Here is a 16,358-nt window from a genome sequence, read left to right on the forward strand (position 1 = left end):
GTGTCGACGTGCAGCAGGGAGAAGGGCAGCGGGGCGGGGGCGAAGGCCTTCAGCGCCAGATGGAGCATGACGATGGAGTCCTTGCCGCCGGAGAACAGGATCACCGGCCGCTCGAACTCGCCCGCGACCTCACGGAAGATGTGCACCGCCTCGGACTCGACGGCGTCGAGGTGGGAGAGCCCGTAGGCGTCCCCGGTGTGGACGGCGGGCAGCGACGGGGCTGCGAACGGGGTGACCGTCGTGGCGGTCATGCCGCGCTCCTTTCGTTTGCGGTGGCCGGGGCTGTCTCGCTCACAGCAGCCCCCGGGCGGACAGCAGGGCGAGCAGCTCCTGCGCGGAATCGGTGACGGACTGGGTCTGGGAGTGGATCCTCAGGTCGGGTGCGGCGGGCTCCTCGTACGGGTCGTCGACGCCGGTCAGGCCGCTGATCTCGCCGGCCGCCTGGCGGGCGTACAGGCCCTTGACGTCGCGGCGGGAGCACACCGACAGCGGGGTGGCGACGTGCACCTCCAGGAAGTCGGTGCCGCTGTCGCGGTGCCAGGAGCGCACCAGGTCGCGGGACTCGGCGTACGGGGCGATGACCGGTACGAGGACCGTGATGCCGTTGCGGGCGAGGACCTGGGCGACGCGGCCGATGCGTTCGACGTTGCTGTGCCGGTCGGCGCGGGTGTAGCCGAGGCCGGCCGAGAAGGTCTGGCGCAGCTCGTCGCCGTCGAGGACCTCGACGCGCCGGCCGCGGGCGCGCAGCAGGTCGGCGGCGGCGTTCGCGATCGTGGTCTTGCCGGCGCTGGGCAGGCCGGTGAGCCAGAGCGTCGATCCGGGGTAGCAGGTGCAGTGGACGGCGGGGGCCGCGAGGTCGTGCCCGGGGGCGGCCGTCAGGACGGTCACATCAAGCTCCATTCTCGGACCGCGGCGGTCAGCAGGCGCTGGGCGCGCCGGAACTCGTCCGCGTGGAGGTGTTCGTCGGGGGTGTGGTCGAGCTTGGCGTCACCGGGGCCGTAGGCGACCATGGGGACGCCGCGCCAGGTGGTGGCCAGCGTGTTCATGTCGCTGCTGCCCTTCTTCATGAGGTAACGAGGCGTCACCTCGGCTGCGGCGAAGGCACGTTGGAACGCCTTGACGAGCGGGCTGGTGCGTCGCGTGGTCACTCCGGGGGTGGCCCGCAGGACGTCGAAACGGACGGGCTCGACGGCCAGCGCCCGCAGGGCGGCCACCGTCTCGTCCACGTCCAGACCCGGCGGGACGCGGACGTCGACCACGGCCTCGCCGGCCTGCGCGTCGCCCTGGTTGAGGGCCCGTACGCCGAGGACGGCGGTCAGCGCGTCGGGGTGGAGGGCGGCGACGGCCGCGGGGACGCCGGCCAGCACCTCGACCATGCGGTCGCCCGCGGTGCGGACGCCCTCGCCGGCCGTGTGCCCGGTGGGTTCCCGCACGCTGAAGCGGACCTTGACCAGGCCGTAGTAGCCGAGGGTGAGCGCCTCCGCGCCGCTGGGCTCGCCCACGATCACCGCGTCGGCGGGATAGGCGTCCCGGACGTGGAAGGCTCCGGCGCCGGTGATCTCCTCCTCCACCGCGCCGACCACGCGCAGTTCCACCCCCTCGGGCGGGTCGAAGTCGGCGAGCGTCTGGAGGTAGGTCACCAGGCTGCCCTTGGCGTCGACCGAGCCGCGCCCGGAGAGGATCTCGCCGTCCCACCGGACCGGCCAGCGGTGCGGGACGGTGTCGAGGTGGCCGAGCATCAGCAGTCGGCGGGGGCCCGCGCCCTTGGTGGCGACCAGGTTGTTCGCGGCGTCGATCTCGGCCTTGATCCCGTGCTCGGCGCACCATTCGGCGAGGAACTCGGCGATCTCCCGCTCGTCGCGGGAGACGGAGGACAGCTCCACGGTGCGGGCGAGCAGGTCGAGGTCGGCGGCGGGCGCCGGGGCCCGCCAGAACCAGGTGGCGCCCGCGGCGGACAGCGTGTGGGGGCCGGTGATCGCCGTGTCGGAGGTCCCCTTGAGGGCGATCTCGGCCGCGCGGACCTTCTGGCGCATGCGGCCCTTGGCGTAGCGCCGGCCCTCCCCCTCGGTGAGGTGGCGCAGGCTGCTGGCGGGGTCGGCCGGGTCGGTGAGCAGTCCGGCGGTGCCGGTGACCAGCCGCAGGTGGTCGGCGTCCAGGGCGAGGGCGGCCTCGGCGGCGAGCACGTCGGCGTCCACGTTGAGCGCGGTGCCGCCCTCGGCGTCGGCGACCGGCGGGGAGAGACAGACGACGTCGAAGGTGGACAGCAGACCGGTGAGCCGGGGGACGTCCACGGAGCTGACGGTGCCGGCCCGGTGGTCCCGGACCAGCCGGGTCCGGCCGTCCTCCTGGACCCGCATCGGGCCGTTGACGGTCGCCTTGACGAGGGCGCCGGTGCGGGCGACCGCGGCGAAGACGGACAGTCCGCGGCGGGTGAGCTCCTCCTCCACCAGGGGCAGGGTGACCTCTTCGTACGCGGCGACGATGTGCCGCATCTCCTCCGGGGGGCAGTAGCGGATCTCGTCGCCGTTGCGGGAGACCAGGGTGCGGATGTCGCGGCCGATGCGCCGGTAGTGCTCGGCGATTCCGGCCGCTCCCCCGGCGATGACGAGCAGCCGCGCGCCGCGCCGGCTGAGTTCGAGCAGTTCGTCGAAGACCTGGCTGTGCAGCAGTGTGGCGCTGCCCAGCTTGACCACGTAGAGCGCGGCCTCGCGTGAGCTGGCGACTTCCCCGAGGGCTGGCATGGACGGGACTCCTTCGGCTGGTGACGGTGGGCGGGACCCAGGGCGGGGTGGGAGCGGGGGCGGACCGGGTGGGGTACGGCGGGGATGGGCGGGCGGAGGTGGTGCCCGGCGAAGGGCAGGGGGCGTACGGGCGGAGGCGGGTGGTGTCCGGCCGGTGGCCGGCCGGCCCCGCGGGTCACCGGGGCGGCTCCCGGTGCCCGCGGACGGGGTTCAGCCGATGCCGCGGGTGTTGCCGCCGTCCGCGACCAGCACGCCGCCGGTGACGAAGGCGGCCTGCTCGCTGGCGAGGAACGCCACCAGGGCACCCAGGTCCTCGGCCCGGCCGATCCGGCCCAGCGGGATCCCGGCGGCGACCTCCGCGAGGCGTTCCTCGACCTCGTCCCCGTACTGCACGTCGAGGATCGGGGTGCGGTGGAAGCCGGGCGCCAGGACGTTCACGGTGACGCCGGCCGGCCCGAAGGCGTTCACGAGGCCCTTGGCGAAGCCGAGGACCCCCAGCCGGGCCACCGAGGACAGTCCGCTGCCCGGATGGGGCTGCCGTACGGACTCGGAGGTGATCATGACGATCCGGCCCCAGCCGGCCGCCCGCAGGTACGGCGCGGCGGCCAGCGAGAGCGACACGTGCGGCAGCAGGTTGCCGTTCACCGCCTGGCGGTACTCGGCGACCTCGAAGCTCTCCACGGGGCCGAAGGGCACCCCGCCGGAGTTGGTGACCACCACGTGCAGGGCGCCGAACTCCTCGGCGGTGCGCCGTACCCAGCCCGCCGCGGCGTCCTCGTCGCACAGGTCCACGACGGTGCTCAGCACCCGGCCGGGCCCGCAGGCGTCGACCTCCTCGTGGGCGCGCGCCAGTCGCTCGGGGTCGCGGCCGCAGAGGGACACGTCGGCGCCCTCCCCGGCCAGCACCCGGGCCACCGCGAGGCCGATGCCGCTGCTGGAGGCGGCGACCAGTGCCGCCCGGCCCGCCAGGCCCAGGTTCACGCGGCCTCACCCCGCGAGGGCGATCCGGTGCCGTGCGCGGCCGGCCGGGCGGCCGGTCCGGAGTCCCGGGCGGACCCCGCCGTCCGGTCGGTCCGGGCGGACCGGAGCGGGCGGACCGGGGTGAGCGGGTAGCCGTAGCGGCTCAGCAGGGGCGCCGCCGCGGCCGTGGCCGCCGCGATGTCCGTGCCGGGCAGCTCGGTCCGCCAGCGCTCGTCGGGCCGGATCTGGGTGACACCGCGGCGCAGCCGGTCCGGGTTGCCCGTGACGGTGTGGTTGGCACCGAGCGGGATCCGGCCGGCGGCGTCCACCGGGGACTCGTCGTCCAGGCCCGCGAAGCGCAGGACGCGGGTCGTCACTCCCCGCGGGTCGCGGGCCAGGTCCTCGTGACGGACCCTCAGGTAGCGTCCGCCGGCCGTGCGGCCGACCAGTTCCGAGGCGAGGTTGAAGGCGGTCCAGTACCCGCTGCTGCGCGCGGGGGACATCGGGTCGATGTAGTCCTTGGCGCTGCGGTAGGACAGGGCGGTGGCCCGCGGGTCCCGCACGATGTGCAGCACCCGGACGTCCAGGTCCCTGCGGCCCAGGAGGGCGGCGGCCTCCGCGGGGTACTTGGAGCCGTCCACGATCAGCCGGTCGCCGCCGAGGGCGGCCACCTGCCGGTAGACGGACGCCGAGTGGTCGAGGAGTTCGGTCACGCCGGGGGCGGTGGGCCTTTCACCGCGGGCCTCGGCCAGCCGCGCCGGGGTGTGCCGGGTGCGGAGCAGTGCCTGCTGCAGGGTGGCCATCCGGTGCGCGAGGGCCTCCTCCGACCCCTCCGGGAGTTCCGCGAGGACCCCGGACCAGAGCGGGCACTCGCGGACCGGCAGGCCGCACCCGCAGCTGGAGTTGGTGCCGGCGCCGAGGACGCCGTTGCGCCAGAGGTAGTAGAGCTCGCCGACGTGCCGGACGCCGGGAAGCTCGTTGAGGACGTTGCCGAGCAGGGTGCTGCCGCTGCGCATCCATCCGGTGATGTAGAGGACGCGCGGGGAGGGGCCTGTCATGGTGGTGGGGGTCCCTTCTGGGTGCGGCCGTCGCGGTCGCCCGCGAGGGCGCGTCAGGCGCGGTCAGTCGCGGGTCAGCAGCAGGAAGTGCTGCGGCAGGTGGACGGCGAGGCCGATGCGGCTGCTCGCCTCGATGACGTCGGTGCCGTCCGGGCCGGCGCCGCGGAGCAGCGACAGCGAGGCGACGCCCGGGACGAGGAGGGTGACGGCGGCCCGGAAGTCGCCGAGCAGGACCTGGCCGCGCGGGATCATGCGGGTGCGCGAGACGGTGATGCCTGCCGCGCCCAGCTGCCCGAGCACGCCGGTCCGGACGAGCTCCCAGTAGGTGAAGGGGTGGACGACGATCCCGTCGCACGAGCCGCCGGTCTCCTCGACCTCGGCCGCGGCCTCGGTGATGGCGGCGTACACGTCGTCGCCGAGGGTGCCCCGGCGGATCTCCGGGAGGTTCAGCAGCCCGCCGATCGTCTTGTCGGCGCTCCCGTGCAGCAGCGTCTCGTTCTCCACGACGGAGAGCCGGACGAGCACCCGGTAGTCGACGAAGGAGGCCAGCAGGGCCGGCTCGTCGAGGAGTCCGGCGGGCAGCGGCACGCGCACCTTCAGGTCGGTGAGCTCGGCCTGCTCCAGCCGGGGCGCGAACGCGCCCTCGGGGGTGGACTGGTACGAGGTGCCGGCGGCGGCCAGGCGGGCGGCCGGCGGCTCGTGCACGAAGGTCACCGGCGCGTCGGCGACGGAGGCGGTCTTCAGCAGGTGGCGGACGGCGTAGCGCGGCCGGGTCGCGAACAGCGGGAAGACGGCCGGGAGATGGGCGCGGAAGGGGACCGTGTGGTCCTGCTGCGCGCCGGCGGTGCGGACCGACCAGGCGAACTCCTCGCCCGGGCTGCGGGTGGCCAGGGCCGGGTCGGCGAGCTGTATCTGGACTCCCTGCTGCACTGCGGAATCGGCGGTGGCTGCCAGCATGATGTCTCCCCAGGATTTCGGTGAAATGTTCGGTGGCCATTCACATTAGGCAGCCGCGGCAAATCGGGGGGAGTAAACCGATGGCGGGTGTTTATGGCTCGAATAAGACGGGGTGATTCCCCTTCTTGAGCGCCGCACATCAGCGGCATGACGATGTCACATCGGGTCCGTGACCACATCCATGGCGCGGCCGAAAGCCGCGGTCCTAGGCTGAGCCGCAGACTTCACGGAACGTCCTTCGACGATGTGGGTGGGAGAATGCATCACGACTTGCAGATAAACAGACTGAGGACTCTGGTGGCCGTGGTCGAGCTCGGCGGCTTCCGGAGGGCGGCGGAGTCACTGCACATCACCCAGCCCGCCGTCAGCCAGCAGATACGACAGCTGAGCGGCCTCATACGGAGCCCGGTGTTCGCCTCGACCGGGCGCAACCTGCGGCTCAGCCCGCGTGGCGAGGAACTCCTGCGCTACGCCCGCCGCATGGTGGCGCTCAACGACGAGGCGGTCGACCGGTTCATCCCGCAGTCCGGCCAGATCATGCTGTCGATCGGCGTGACGAGCCAGCTCGGCGAGGTGCTGCCGGAGTTCCTCCGACTGCTGAACCGGGGCATGCCGCACGCCCAGCTGAGCGTACGGACCGGGTCGAGCGAGGAGCTCGCGGTCCAGCTGACCAGTGGCCAGCTGGACGCGGCGCTGCTGCTCCAGGCCGATCCGCCGGCGGCCGGCACCGACAACCGGGAGCTGGGCCGGATGCGGATGGCCTGGTTCGGCCGGCCGGCCCACGGCGAACGCGACGCCCTGCCGCTGGCGCTCTTCCCCGAGCCCTGCACCCTGCGCGGCCGGGTCCGCGAGGCGCTCGACGCCTCGGACGTCGAGTGGCGGGTCGCGTACGAGAGCAGCGAGCTGATCGGGCTGCGCTCGGCCGCCAAGGCGGGTCTCGGCATGACCTGCCTGATCGCGAACGGGGACGAGCTGTGGGGGCTGACCCCGACGGTGCGTCCCGGGCTGCCGGCGCCGCCGGAGCCGCTGCCGGTGACGATGGCGCTGGCGTCCGGCGCCGTGCCGGACGAGTTCACCGGGATCGCCGAGAAGGCGTTCCGGCAGGCCCTGCGGGGCTACCCCCTGGTCTCGGCGGACGCCGGGACCGAGCACGGCACCGAGGCCGGGTCCCGCACCCCGCCGCGGGCCGACGGTCCGGCCGACGACCACTCCCCCGCCCTGGCGACGGCCGCCGCCTGACGGCCCACTCCCGTCCTTCCCCGCTTCCACCCCCTGGCCGCTTCCGTCCCATAAGCATCGGCCTCGGTTCCGATCCAGATCCTTCATTGGAGCCCGCCGAAACACCGGAATTGCGCGACTACAGTAATTCCCGATTCACCAACCCGCCGGAAGAATTGAGGAAATCGCCATGCAGGAAACTCTTGTCGCTCCCGAGTGCCCCGAGTGCGACGCCGAGGTGTCGCTGGGTGCGGATGCCCGGGTCAGCGAAATCGTCGAGTGCCCGGAATGCCGGCTGGAACTCGAAATCGAGTCCGTCGAGCCGCCGCGGCTGACCCTGGCCCCCGAGGTCGAGGAGGACTGGGGCGAGTAAGGGCCGGCCATCCCGACCAGTAGACGACAAGGAGATGTCCCTGATGAGCTCTGCGGCAGCGCGCTTCGGTGTCCTCGCCTCCCGGGTGCGGTTCGAGGAGAAGAACATCCTGACCGCGCTGGAGAGGCGCGGCGTCGCATGTGAACAGATCGACCCCCGCACTCTGTCGGTCCGGGCCGGAACGCCCTGGGACGGCCCGCAGATCGTGCTCAACCGCGAGGTGGGCCACTACCGGGCCCTGTACGCGGCGTCCGCGCTGGAGTCGGCGGGCGTGACCGTGCTCAACTCCGCGGCGGCCACGGCCGTCTGCGGGGACAAGTGGCAGACCTCGGCGGCCCTGGTCGCCGGGGGCCTGCCGACCCCGGACACCACGCTCGCCCTGACTCCGGAGGCGGCGCTCAAGGCGCTCGAGGAACTGGGCTACCCCGCGGTGATCAAGCCCCTGGTGGGCTCGTGGGGGCGGCTGGTGACCCGGGTCACCGACCGCGCGATGGCCGAGGCCGTCCTGGAACACCTCGCCGCCCTGCCCTCCCCGCAGTCGCACATCGTCTACGTCCAGCGCGAGATCGCCAAGGCGGACCGGGACATCCGGGTCCTCGTCGTGGGCGACCGGGCGGTCGGGGCGACGTACCGCAGGAGCGAGGACTGGCGGACCAACGTGGCCCGCGGCGCGGTCAGCGAACGCTGCCCGCTGGAGCCCGATCTCAGCGCCCTCGCGGTGGCGGCGGCACGCACCGTCGGCGCCTCGATCGCCGGGGTCGACCTCCTGGAGGAGCCGGGCGGCCGGCTCACCGTCCTGGAGGTCAACGACCGGGTCGAGTTCAAGGGCCTGCAGTCGACGTACGGAACGGACCTCGATGTGGCGGAGACCGTCGCCGCCCTCCTGACAGCGAAGGCAGAGGCAGAGTCATGATCCGCGCAGCAGTGCTGGGAGCGGCCGGCTACATCGGCGGGGAGCTGCTCCGGCTGCTCGTCAACCACCCGCAGGTCGACCTGGTCGCCGCCACCTCCCGCACTCTCCAGGGACGCCAGATCGACGGCGTCCACCCCAATCTGCGTCACCGCACCAAGCTGACGTTCTCCTCGGAGGAGCAACTCCCGCGCTGCGACGTGCTGTTCCTGGCGACCCCGCACCGCGAGACGATGCGCCGGATGCCGGAGTTCCTGGAGAAGGCCGGGGTCGTCATCGACCTGTCGGGCGACTTCCGGCTGCGGGACACCGACGCCTACGAGGACTACTACGGCACCCCGCACGAGGCACCGGGACTCATCCCCTCCTTCGTGCAGGGGCTGCCGGAGCACCACCGCGCGGCGCTGCGCACCGCGGACCGGATATCCGTACCCGGCTGCATGGCCGCCGCCGGCATCCTCTCGCTGGTCCCGCTGGCCGACGCCGGGCTCATCACGGGCGACATCACGGTGGACGCCCGGACCGGCTCCAGCGGCTCGGGGGCGAAGGCGGGCGCGGAGAACCTGCACGCCGAACGCAGCGGCGCCCTGCGGGTGTTCGCCCCGACCCGGCACCGGCACGAGGCGGAGATCGCCCAGGCAACCGGGCACACGGTGCGGATGTCCGCGACCGGTGTGGAGGCCGTCCGCGGCGTCCAGCTGCTCAGCCGGGCGACCCTCGCCGACGGGGTCGACGAGCGGGCCATCCGCTCCGCCTACCGGTCGCGCTACGCCGACGAGCCGTTCATGCGGATCGTCGCCGCCCGCCGCGGTCTCCACCGCTTCCCGGACGCCAAGATCCTCTCCGGCTCCAACTTCTGCGACATCGGCTTCGCCCTGGACCGCGGCGCCTCCACGGTCACGGTGATCGCGGCGCTGGACAACCTCGTCAAGGGCGGCGCGGGCAACGCGGTGCAGTGCATGAACGTGCGCTTCGGGGAGCCCGAGGAGCGCGGTCTCGAATTCACCGGCCTGCACCCCAACTGACCCTCTCCGACGACCGAGACGGCCGCCTCCCGACGAGGCCGCCCCGCACCACGGACCGCCTCCGTGGCGCCCCGCACCACCGGCCGCCTCCGAACGAGGCCGCCCGCACGTCCCACGGCCCCGCACCTGCAGCCGCCCACGTACCAGCCGAAAGGACCCAGCCATGAGCAGCCCGCCTCTGCTGCGGGGCGCCCCCGCCCGCACCGACATCACCGGCTCCGACGTCACCGGCCTCGACGCGCACGGCCCCGACGCGGCGGAGCTGGCCGGGATCACCGGCCGGATCAGGGAGCACATCGTCGCCATGTGCGCCGGCCCCGAGGGCGGCCACCTGGGCGGATCGATGTCGCTCGTCGAGATCCTCTCCGTCCTCTACTTCCGGGTGATGCGGCACGACCCGCAGTTCCCCGGCCTGCCCGAGCGCGACGTCCTGCTGCTCAGCAAGGGCCACGGCGGTATCGCCCTGTTCGCGACGCTGTGCGAGGCCGGCTACTTCCCGGCCGAGGCCCTCGACGACTACGCCCGGCCCGGCAGCCACCTCATGGCCCACCCGCACCCCGAGATCCCCGGGGTCGAGATCGCCTCCGGCTCGCTCGGCCACGGCCTCGCCCTCGGCGTCGGCTACGCGCTGGCCAACCGGCTCGACGGCTCCGACCGGCGCGGCTTCGTGGTGATGGGCGACGGCGAGCTCCAGGAGGGCTCCGTCTGGGAGGCCGCCTCGGTCGCCTCCGCGCACCGGCTGAACAGCCTCACCGCGATCATCGACCGCAACGGGCTCCAGATCACCGGCGGCACCGAGACCGTCAACTCGCTGGAGCCGCTGGCCGACCGCTGGAAGGCCTTCGGCTGGCGGGTCCTGGAGGTCGACGGCCACGACGCCGAGGCCCTCACCCAGGCACTGACCCTGCCGGCCGACCCGCAGTCCCCCACCGTGATCATCGCCCACACCGTCAAGGGCAAGGGCGTCCCCTTCGTGGAGGGCCAGGCGCGCAGCCACTACGCGCGGCTCAGCGGCCGCCAGCACCTGCGGGCGCTCAACGCGGTCCGCGCCTCGACGGGCGGTGACCACCGATGAGCACGGCACTCGCCCCCGCACCGGCCCGCGCCGCCCGCGAGGTCTACCGCGACACCGTGGCCGAACTGCTGCCCGGCGAGCCGCGACTGGTCGTCCTGGACAGCGACACCGGCCTGTTCGGCGGGGTGGACTTCGGCACCGCCGCCGACCGCTACCTCAACCTCGGGATCGCCGAGCACACGCTCATGGGCACGGCCGCCGGCCTCGCCCGGGAGGGACGCATCCCGCTGGTCAACACCATGGCCGCGTTCGCCTCCTCCCGCGCGATCGAGGCCGTGAAGATCGACATCGCGATGGGCAACCTGCCGGTGCTGATCGCCGCCACCCACTCCGGGGTGTCGGCCGGGCACCTCGGGCCGACCCACCACGCCCTGGAGGACCTCGCGGTGATGCGGGCGCTGCCCCACATGACCGTGGTGGTCCCGGGCGACGCAGCCTCCACCGAGGAGCTGCTGCGCCAGGCGCTCACCCTGGGCGGCCCCGTCTACTTCCGGCTCGGCCGGGGTGCCACCCCCGACCTGCCCGCCGGCCCGTCGCTGCGGATCGGCAAGGCCCAGCAGCTGCGGCACGGCACCGACGTCACCCTGGCCGCGTGCGGGCCCTACCCGACGCTCGCCGCCCTGGAGGCCGCCGACCTGCTGGAGTGCGAGGGCATCACGGCGAACGTGCTGCAGCTGCACACCGTCAAGCCCCTGGACACCCCGGCCCTGCTCAGCTCGCTCGGGGTGCGCGACACGGTGATCACCGTGGAGGAGCACTGGAGCTCCGGCGGGTTCGGTTCGGCGGTCGCCGAGGCGCTCAGCGCCGTGCGTCCGGTGCGGGTGCACCGGATGGCGCTGCCGGACGAGTTCGTCCCCGTCGCCGGAAGCCAGCGCTACCTGCTCGAACGCGGCGGGGTGAGCGCGCGGGCGATCGCCGACCGCGCCCGGGCCTCGCTCGAATCCCGCTCGGGAGGAACCCGTTGACCACCGCCGACACCTACCGCGCCGAAGGCTGGTGGCGGGACGAGACGGTGCTGCACGACCTGCGCCGCTGGGCCCGTGAACGGCCGGACCGTACCGCCCTGGTCTGCTACCAGGGGGCCGCGTACTCGACCGTCGGCTACGCCGAACTGGCCCGCCGTGTCGACCGGCTCGCGGTCGGCCTGCTGCGCCTGGGGGTGCGCCGCGGCGACGTGGTGACCCTGCAGCTGCCCAACTCGTGGGAGCTGGTGGCGCTCTGTCTGGCCGCCGCCCGGGTCGGCGCGACCGCCGGCCCGGTGGTCCCGGTCATGCGCCGCCGCGAGGTGGAGTTCATGACCCGGCTCACCGAGAGCCCCGTCTACATCGGCGCCTCCGAGGTGCGCGGCTTCTCCTACGGGGAGATGAGCGCGGAGGTCGCCGGCGCCGTACCGACGCTGCGCCACCGGGTGCTGCTCGGCGCGAGCGCCGACGACCTGGCGGCCGGCGCCCTGGACTTCGCGACCGACCTGTACGGGCCGGAGCCGGAGCCGGAGCTGCTCGCCTCGCTGGACGCGATCGAGGCCGGTCCCGACGACGCCGCCCAGATCATGTTCACCTCCGGCACCACCGGCGAGCCCAAGGGGGTCGTGCACAGCCACAACACCCTGTACTCGATGAACCGCGCACAGGCCGACGTGCTCGGGCTGACCTCGGACGAGGTCACCGCGATGGGCTCGCCCACCACCCACCAGGCCGGCTTCACCTGGAACTTCGTGATGCCGCTGCTGCTCGGCGCGACCGCCGTGCAGGTGGACCGGTGGGACCCGCGGCAGATGCTGCGCGTCCTGCAGGAGCAGCGGGTGAGCTTCTTCATGGGCGCCCCGACGTTCCTCTCCGACCTGATCGACGCCCAGCGCGAGGACCCGCACGACCTGTCGGCCCTGCACAGCTTCGCCACCGGCAGCGCGCCGATAGCGCCGCTGCTCGTGGAGGACGCGCGCGAGGTGCTCGGCTGCCGGGTGTACGCGCTGTGGGGCATGACGGAGAACGGCTGCGTCACCGTCACCCGGCCCGAGCAGCCGGCGCTGCGGGCGGCCGAGAGCGACGGCACCACCGTGCCCGGCATGGAGGTGCGGGTCGTCGGCAGGAACGGCGAGCCGGTGGAGCCGGGCACGGCCGGGCTGCTCCAGGTGCGCGGCTCCGCCCAGTGCCTGGGCTACTTCCGTCGCCAGGAGGTCTACGACGCCTGTGTGACCGCGGACGGCTGGTTCGACACGGGCGACCTGGCCCGGGACGACGGCCACGGCGGGATACGGATCACGGGCCGGGTCAAGGACGTGATCATGCGGGGCGCCGAGAACATCCCCGTGGTGGAGGTCGAGGGCGCCCTGCTGCGCCACCGCTCGGTCAAGGACGTCGCGGTGGTCGGCTACCCGGACGCCCGGCTCGGCGAGCGTGCCTGCGCCTTCCTGGTCACCCAGGGCGTCGCCCCCGACCTGGAGGACGTCCGCACCCACCTGGCCGGCCTCGGCATGGCCCGTACGTACTGGCCCGAGCGGCTGGAACTGGTGCCGGCGCTGCCGCGCACCCCCTCCGGAAAGATCCAGAAATTCGCGCTGCGGGACCGGCTTCGGGCCCAGGAAGGACGCACGGCCTCATGAACCACGCCTTCACCGCCCAGCAGGAGGAACTGGCCAAGCGGACCGAGGAGTTCGCCGCCGAGAGGATCGCTCCGCACCGTCAGGAGAACGACCGGCGCGGAGAGTACCGCCCGGGTCTGATCGAGGACATGGCGGCGGCCGGCCTCTTCGCGCTGCGGGTGCCGCGGGAGTACGGCGGTCTCGGTCTGGACGCCGTGAGCGCCGGCATCGCCCTGGAGAAGCTCGCGGCGGCCGACCTGTCGGTCTGCTTCCCGGTGCTCAACGCCGCGCTGATCGGCGGGGTGCTCGCCTCGAACGGGGACGCGGGGCAGCTGGAGCGCTGGCTGCCGCCGATCGCCCGCGGCGAGGCGGTGGTGGCGCTCGCGCTGACCGAGGCCGGCCACGGCACGGACGCGGCGGGTATCGAGATGCGTGCCGAGCCCGACGGCGACGGCTGGGTGCTCACCGGCGAGAAGACCTCGATCATGGTGACCGCCTACGCCACGCACGCACTGGTCTTCGCCCGCACCGGCGGCGAGGGCGCGCACGGCATCAGCGCCTTCTACACGCGGCTGGACGGCGACCGGGTGCGCAAGGAGCGGCTGTCCGACCTCGGCTGCCGCTCCGGCGGACGCGGCCGGCTGGTCTTCGACGGCCTGCGGGTCGGACCGGAGGACCTGGTCGGGGAGCCCGGCGGCGGCTTCACCGCCGTGATGCGCGGCTTCGCGGTCTCCCGCGCGTACATCGCGCTGATGGCGATCGCGGTCGGCGACGCGGCCCTGGCCGAGGCGTACGCCCACGCGTCCGGGCGCACCGCGTTCGGTCAGCCCATCAGCCGTTTCCAGTCGGTGGTGTTCCCCCTGGTCGAGCACACCACGCTGCTGCACGCCGCCCGGCTCGTCTCCTTCGAGGCGCTGGGCAACGCGGACCGCGGCGAGGATCCCCGGATCCCGTCGAACATGGCCAAGTGGTGGGCGCCGAAGGCGGCCGTGGAGGCCGTGCACCAGGCGCTGCTGACCATGGGCCACCTCGGGTGGAGCGAGGACGGTCCGGTCGCGCAGCGGCTGCGGGACGTCATCGGCCTCCAGCTCGCGGACGGCACCGCGGCGGCCACCAAGCTGACCGTGGCGCGGCTGCTCCTCGGCAAGGAGTACGCGCCGTGACGGCCCCGGTCGCCGAGAGTCCGGCGGGCGCCTTACGGTCGGCGGACGCCGTGCGGTCCGTGGCGGCGCTGCTGTCAGCGGGCAGCGGCCGGCGTGCGGAGCCCCTGGCGGTAGGTCTGCATCTTGGAACGGGTGCCGCAGACGGCCATGGAGCACCAGCGGCCGCTGCGGTTGCGGGCCCGGTCGTAGAAGGCCCACTCGCACCGGTGCTCGTGACAGGCCTTCAGCCGCTGCCAGGAACCGTCGCCGCCCGCCTCCACGACGACGGCGAGGACGTCGCCGATCATGCCGCGGGTCCCGGTGCCGGCCGGACGCAGTCCGGGGGTGCCGGTCTCGTCGAAGGCCAGGACCAACGGGCAGTCGGCGGCGAGCCGTTCGACGGCGGCCCGCGCCGCGGGGTCGGGCTCCGCGCCGTTGTTCTCCCGCATGAGGGCGCGCAGCGCCTCCCGTACCTCGACCGTCTCCCGGCGGTCGGGCTCGGTGACGGCCCGGGCGCCCGTGGGGAATCCGTGCCGCTCCATCCACCCCGTCAGCCCCTCGACGGAGGCGAACTCGTCCGGCCCGAACTCGACGTTGACGCTGTTGACGAAGGACTGCACCAGGGCGAGCCGGCCGGGGGCCACCTCGCGGTCGCCGGGCTGTCGCACGCGCTTGGGTTCCGTCATCCCGCAGACCCTACCGGCCAACCACTTTCGCCGGTATCCCCCGCTCATGTTTCTCTCCCCGTGAAAGGAAACTCATGACCAGCACCAACGGCACGGCCGCCGCACGGCCGCCGCTCCTCCTGCTGTGCTCCGCACAGTTCATGCTCGTCCTCGACTTCGCCATCGTGAACGTGGCGCTCGGCGCCATGCAGCGCGACCTCGGCTTCACGGCCAGTGGTCTGCAGTGGGTCGTCGGCGCCTACGCGCTCTTCTACGGCGGCTTCCTGCTCCTGGGCGGCCGCGCCGGTGACGTCTTCGGCCGCAAGCGGATGTTCGTCGCGGGGCTCGGCATCTTCACCCTCGCGTCCCTGGTCGGCGGTATCGCCACCGAGCCGTGGCTGCTCATCCTGGCGCGCGCGGTCCAGGGCCTGTCGGCCGCGGCCGTCTCCCCCGCCGTCCTCGCGATGATCGCCGGCGGCTTCCCCGAGGGACCCGAGCGCGTGAAGGCGATGGGCATCTTCGGCGCGGTCTCGTCGGCCGGCTTCACCGGCGGTGTCGTGGCCGGCGGTCTGCTCACCGAGTACCTGACCTGGCGTGCGGTCATGCTGGTCAACGTCCCCGTCGGCATCGTGCTCGTCGCCCTGGCCGCCCGCCGGCTCACCGCCGACCACCGCGCCACCCGCTCCTCGAAGCTGGACCTGCCCGGCGCGATCCTGGTCACCTCGGCGATGTGCGCCCTGACCTACGGCCTGACGATGGCCTCCGACCGCGGCTGGGACTCCACGCCGGTGCTCTCCTCGCTGATCGGCGGCGCGGTCCTGCTGCTCGCCTTCCTGGTCGTCCAGACCAAGGTCTCCGAGCCGCTCGTGCCGCTGTCGATCTTCCGTAACCGCGCGCTGTCCTCGGGCAACGGGATCGCGTTCCTGTCCGGTGGCGTGATGTCGGTGTCCACCTTCTTCATCACCATGTACATGCAGCAGGTGCTCGGCTACTCCGCACTCAAGGCGAGCATGGGCTTCTTCCCGCAGGCGTTCGTGGTCTTCATGGCGAGCCTCCCGGTCGTCAAGCTCACCCACAAGCTCGGCGCCCGCACCGTGCTGATCATCGGCGGTGTGCTGCTGGCCCTGGGCTCGGGCCTCCTCGCCCAGGTCACGGCGGACAGCTCCTACGCGCTCGGCGTGCTGCCGGGCGGCGTCCTGATCGGTCTCGGCGTCACGGTCATGATGATCTCCACCGCCATCGCCGGCACCAGCGGTGTCAGCGGCCCGCAGATGGGTCTGGCCTCCGGCCTCTTCAACTCCAGCCGCCAGCTGGGCGTCGGCCTCTGCCTCGCCCTCGGCGTGGCCGTCGCGGGTGTCGTCCACGGCACCGTCGCCAAGATCCCGGTGAGCGGGTTCCAGAACGCCTTCTGGTTCACCACCGCCATCTCCGCGGCCATCGTCGTGGTCTCGGTCCTCGGCCTGCGGCGCACGGCCGTCGCCTCGGCCGCGCACGCCGCTCCCGCCGCCGGCGGGGAGAAGAAGGCCCCGGTCGCCGCGACCGGCGCCACGGCCGCGGCCAAGTAGGTCCCCGCTGCCGATGCCGGCGGCCGGCCCCGGACGACGGGGCCGGCCGCCGCATCGCGATCGGGGCGTTCAGCGTTCACGAGCATGC

At 73.4% G+C, this 16,358-nt stretch carries 16 protein-coding genes; 9 read left to right on the forward strand and 7 right to left on the reverse strand.

The window, feature by feature from the left end; all coding sequences use genetic code 11:
* The 6 genes from ACGFZF_RS26130 to ACGFZF_RS26155 form a co-directional block, all read right to left on the reverse strand.
* The coding region (locus ACGFZF_RS26130) for a phosphoadenosine phosphosulfate reductase family protein (protein ID WP_393557897.1) at nt 1-251 on the reverse strand (251 nt) is incomplete at its 3' end.
* A 40-nt stretch (nt 252-291) separates the two neighbouring features.
* Nucleotides 292-888, reverse strand: a complete 597-nt coding sequence (cysC, locus tag ACGFZF_RS26135; RefSeq protein WP_393557899.1) for an adenylyl-sulfate kinase — start codon at nt 886-888, stop codon at nt 292-294.
* Nucleotides 885-2,741, reverse strand: coding sequence for a M20/M25/M40 family metallo-hydrolase (locus ACGFZF_RS26140; protein ID WP_393557901.1), 1,857 nt, complete (start codon nt 2,739-2,741; stop codon nt 885-887). Before ACGFZF_RS26140 ends, cysC begins: the two co-directional genes overlap by 4 nt.
* 210 nt (nt 2,742-2,951) lie before the next feature.
* Complete coding sequence (locus ACGFZF_RS26145) at nt 2,952-3,722, reverse strand: SDR family NAD(P)-dependent oxidoreductase (RefSeq protein ID WP_147981578.1); 771 nt, start codon at nt 3,720-3,722, stop codon at nt 2,952-2,954.
* On the reverse strand, nt 3,719-4,759 hold the full coding sequence (locus ACGFZF_RS26150; protein WP_393557904.1) for a sulfotransferase: 1,041 nt from the start codon (nt 4,757-4,759) through the stop codon (nt 3,719-3,721). Before ACGFZF_RS26150 ends, ACGFZF_RS26145 begins: the two co-directional genes overlap by 4 nt.
* Before the next feature lie 63 nt (nt 4,760-4,822).
* A complete protein-coding gene (locus tag ACGFZF_RS26155) occupies nt 4,823-5,716 on the reverse strand; it encodes a family 3 encapsulin nanocompartment shell protein (protein ID WP_393557906.1) in 894 nt (297 codons plus the stop codon).
* A gap of 270 nt (nt 5,717-5,986) precedes the next feature.
* On the opposite strand from ACGFZF_RS26155, the gene ACGFZF_RS26160 reads away from it, so the two are divergent.
* The 8 genes from ACGFZF_RS26160 (at nt 5,987) to ACGFZF_RS26195 (ending at nt 14,061) form a co-directional block, all read left to right on the forward strand.
* On the forward strand, nt 5,987-6,955 hold the full coding sequence (locus tag ACGFZF_RS26160; protein ID WP_393557908.1) for a LysR family transcriptional regulator: 969 nt from the start codon (nt 5,987-5,989) through the stop codon (nt 6,953-6,955).
* 169 nt (nt 6,956-7,124) lie between these two features.
* Nucleotides 7,125-7,307 carry a lysine biosynthesis protein LysW gene (gene lysW, locus ACGFZF_RS26165; protein WP_147981582.1) on the forward strand — a complete coding sequence of 61 codons (183 nt, stop codon included), beginning with the start codon at nt 7,125-7,127 and terminating at the stop codon, nt 7,305-7,307.
* Between the two features lie 43 nt (nt 7,308-7,350).
* Complete coding sequence (locus ACGFZF_RS26170; protein ID WP_147981583.1) at nt 7,351-8,220, forward strand: RimK family alpha-L-glutamate ligase; 870 nt, start codon at nt 7,351-7,353, stop codon at nt 8,218-8,220.
* Nucleotides 8,217-9,242, forward strand: a complete 1,026-nt coding sequence (gene argC, locus ACGFZF_RS26175; protein ID WP_393557912.1) for an N-acetyl-gamma-glutamyl-phosphate reductase — start codon at nt 8,217-8,219, stop codon at nt 9,240-9,242. Before ACGFZF_RS26170 ends, argC begins: the two co-directional genes overlap by 4 nt.
* A gap of 304 nt (nt 9,243-9,546) precedes the next feature.
* Nucleotides 9,547-10,317, forward strand: coding sequence for a transketolase (locus ACGFZF_RS26180; RefSeq protein WP_393558375.1), 771 nt, complete (start codon nt 9,547-9,549; stop codon nt 10,315-10,317).
* On the forward strand, nt 10,314-11,282 hold the full coding sequence (locus ACGFZF_RS26185) for a transketolase family protein (protein ID WP_393557914.1): 969 nt from the start codon (nt 10,314-10,316) through the stop codon (nt 11,280-11,282). Before ACGFZF_RS26180 ends, ACGFZF_RS26185 begins: the two co-directional genes overlap by 4 nt.
* Nucleotides 11,279-12,919: an AMP-binding protein gene (locus ACGFZF_RS26190; protein ID WP_393557916.1), complete on the forward strand. Its 1,641-nt coding sequence runs from the start codon at nt 11,279-11,281 to the stop codon at nt 12,917-12,919. The genes ACGFZF_RS26185 and ACGFZF_RS26190 overlap by 4 nt, the downstream gene beginning before the upstream one ends.
* On the forward strand, nt 12,916-14,061 hold the full coding sequence (locus ACGFZF_RS26195) for an acyl-CoA dehydrogenase family protein (protein ID WP_393557918.1): 1,146 nt from the start codon (nt 12,916-12,918) through the stop codon (nt 14,059-14,061). Before ACGFZF_RS26190 ends, ACGFZF_RS26195 begins: the two co-directional genes overlap by 4 nt.
* A gap of 74 nt (nt 14,062-14,135) precedes the next feature.
* Here ACGFZF_RS26195 and ACGFZF_RS26200 read toward each other — a convergent pair whose 3' ends face one another.
* Complete coding sequence (locus tag ACGFZF_RS26200) at nt 14,136-14,726, reverse strand: CGNR zinc finger domain-containing protein (protein ID WP_393557920.1); 591 nt, start codon at nt 14,724-14,726, stop codon at nt 14,136-14,138.
* Nucleotides 14,727-14,800: 74 nt separating this feature from the next.
* Between ACGFZF_RS26200 and ACGFZF_RS26205 the strand changes: the two genes are divergently transcribed.
* Nucleotides 14,801-16,270 carry an MFS transporter gene (locus tag ACGFZF_RS26205; protein WP_393557922.1) on the forward strand — a complete coding sequence of 490 codons (1,470 nt, stop codon included), beginning with the start codon at nt 14,801-14,803 and terminating at the stop codon, nt 16,268-16,270.
* Nucleotides 16,271-16,358 lie beyond the last annotated feature (88 nt).

It is taken from the genome of Streptomyces sp. NPDC048338, from assembly GCF_043201055.1.
Classification (GTDB): Bacteria; Actinomycetota; Actinomycetes; order Streptomycetales; family Streptomycetaceae; genus Streptomyces.

Coding starts and splice junctions, on each gene's coding strand:
- ACGFZF_RS26150 (WP_393557904.1), bottom strand. CDS start 4,759: ATGACAGGCCCCTCCCCGCGCGTCCTCTACATCACCGGATGGATGCGC.
- lysW (WP_147981582.1), top strand. CDS start 7,125: ATGCAGGAAACTCTTGTCGCTCCCGAGTGCCCCGAGTGCGACGCCGAG.
- ACGFZF_RS26200 (WP_393557920.1), bottom strand. CDS start 14,726: ATGACGGAACCCAAGCGCGTGCGACAGCCCGGCGACCGCGAGGTGGCC.
- ACGFZF_RS26205 (WP_393557922.1), top strand. CDS start 14,801: ATGACCAGCACCAACGGCACGGCCGCCGCACGGCCGCCGCTCCTCCTG.
- argC (WP_393557912.1), top strand. CDS start 8,217: ATGATCCGCGCAGCAGTGCTGGGAGCGGCCGGCTACATCGGCGGGGAG.
- ACGFZF_RS26185 (WP_393557914.1), top strand. CDS start 10,314: ATGAGCACGGCACTCGCCCCCGCACCGGCCCGCGCCGCCCGCGAGGTC.
- ACGFZF_RS26195 (WP_393557918.1), top strand. CDS start 12,916: ATGAACCACGCCTTCACCGCCCAGCAGGAGGAACTGGCCAAGCGGACC.
- ACGFZF_RS26155 (WP_393557906.1), bottom strand. CDS start 5,716: ATGCTGGCAGCCACCGCCGATTCCGCAGTGCAGCAGGGAGTCCAGATA.
- ACGFZF_RS26170 (WP_147981583.1), top strand. CDS start 7,351: ATGAGCTCTGCGGCAGCGCGCTTCGGTGTCCTCGCCTCCCGGGTGCGG.
- ACGFZF_RS26180 (WP_393558375.1), top strand. CDS start 9,547: ATGTGCGCCGGCCCCGAGGGCGGCCACCTGGGCGGATCGATGTCGCTC.
- ACGFZF_RS26140 (WP_393557901.1), bottom strand. CDS start 2,741: ATGCCAGCCCTCGGGGAAGTCGCCAGCTCACGCGAGGCCGCGCTCTAC.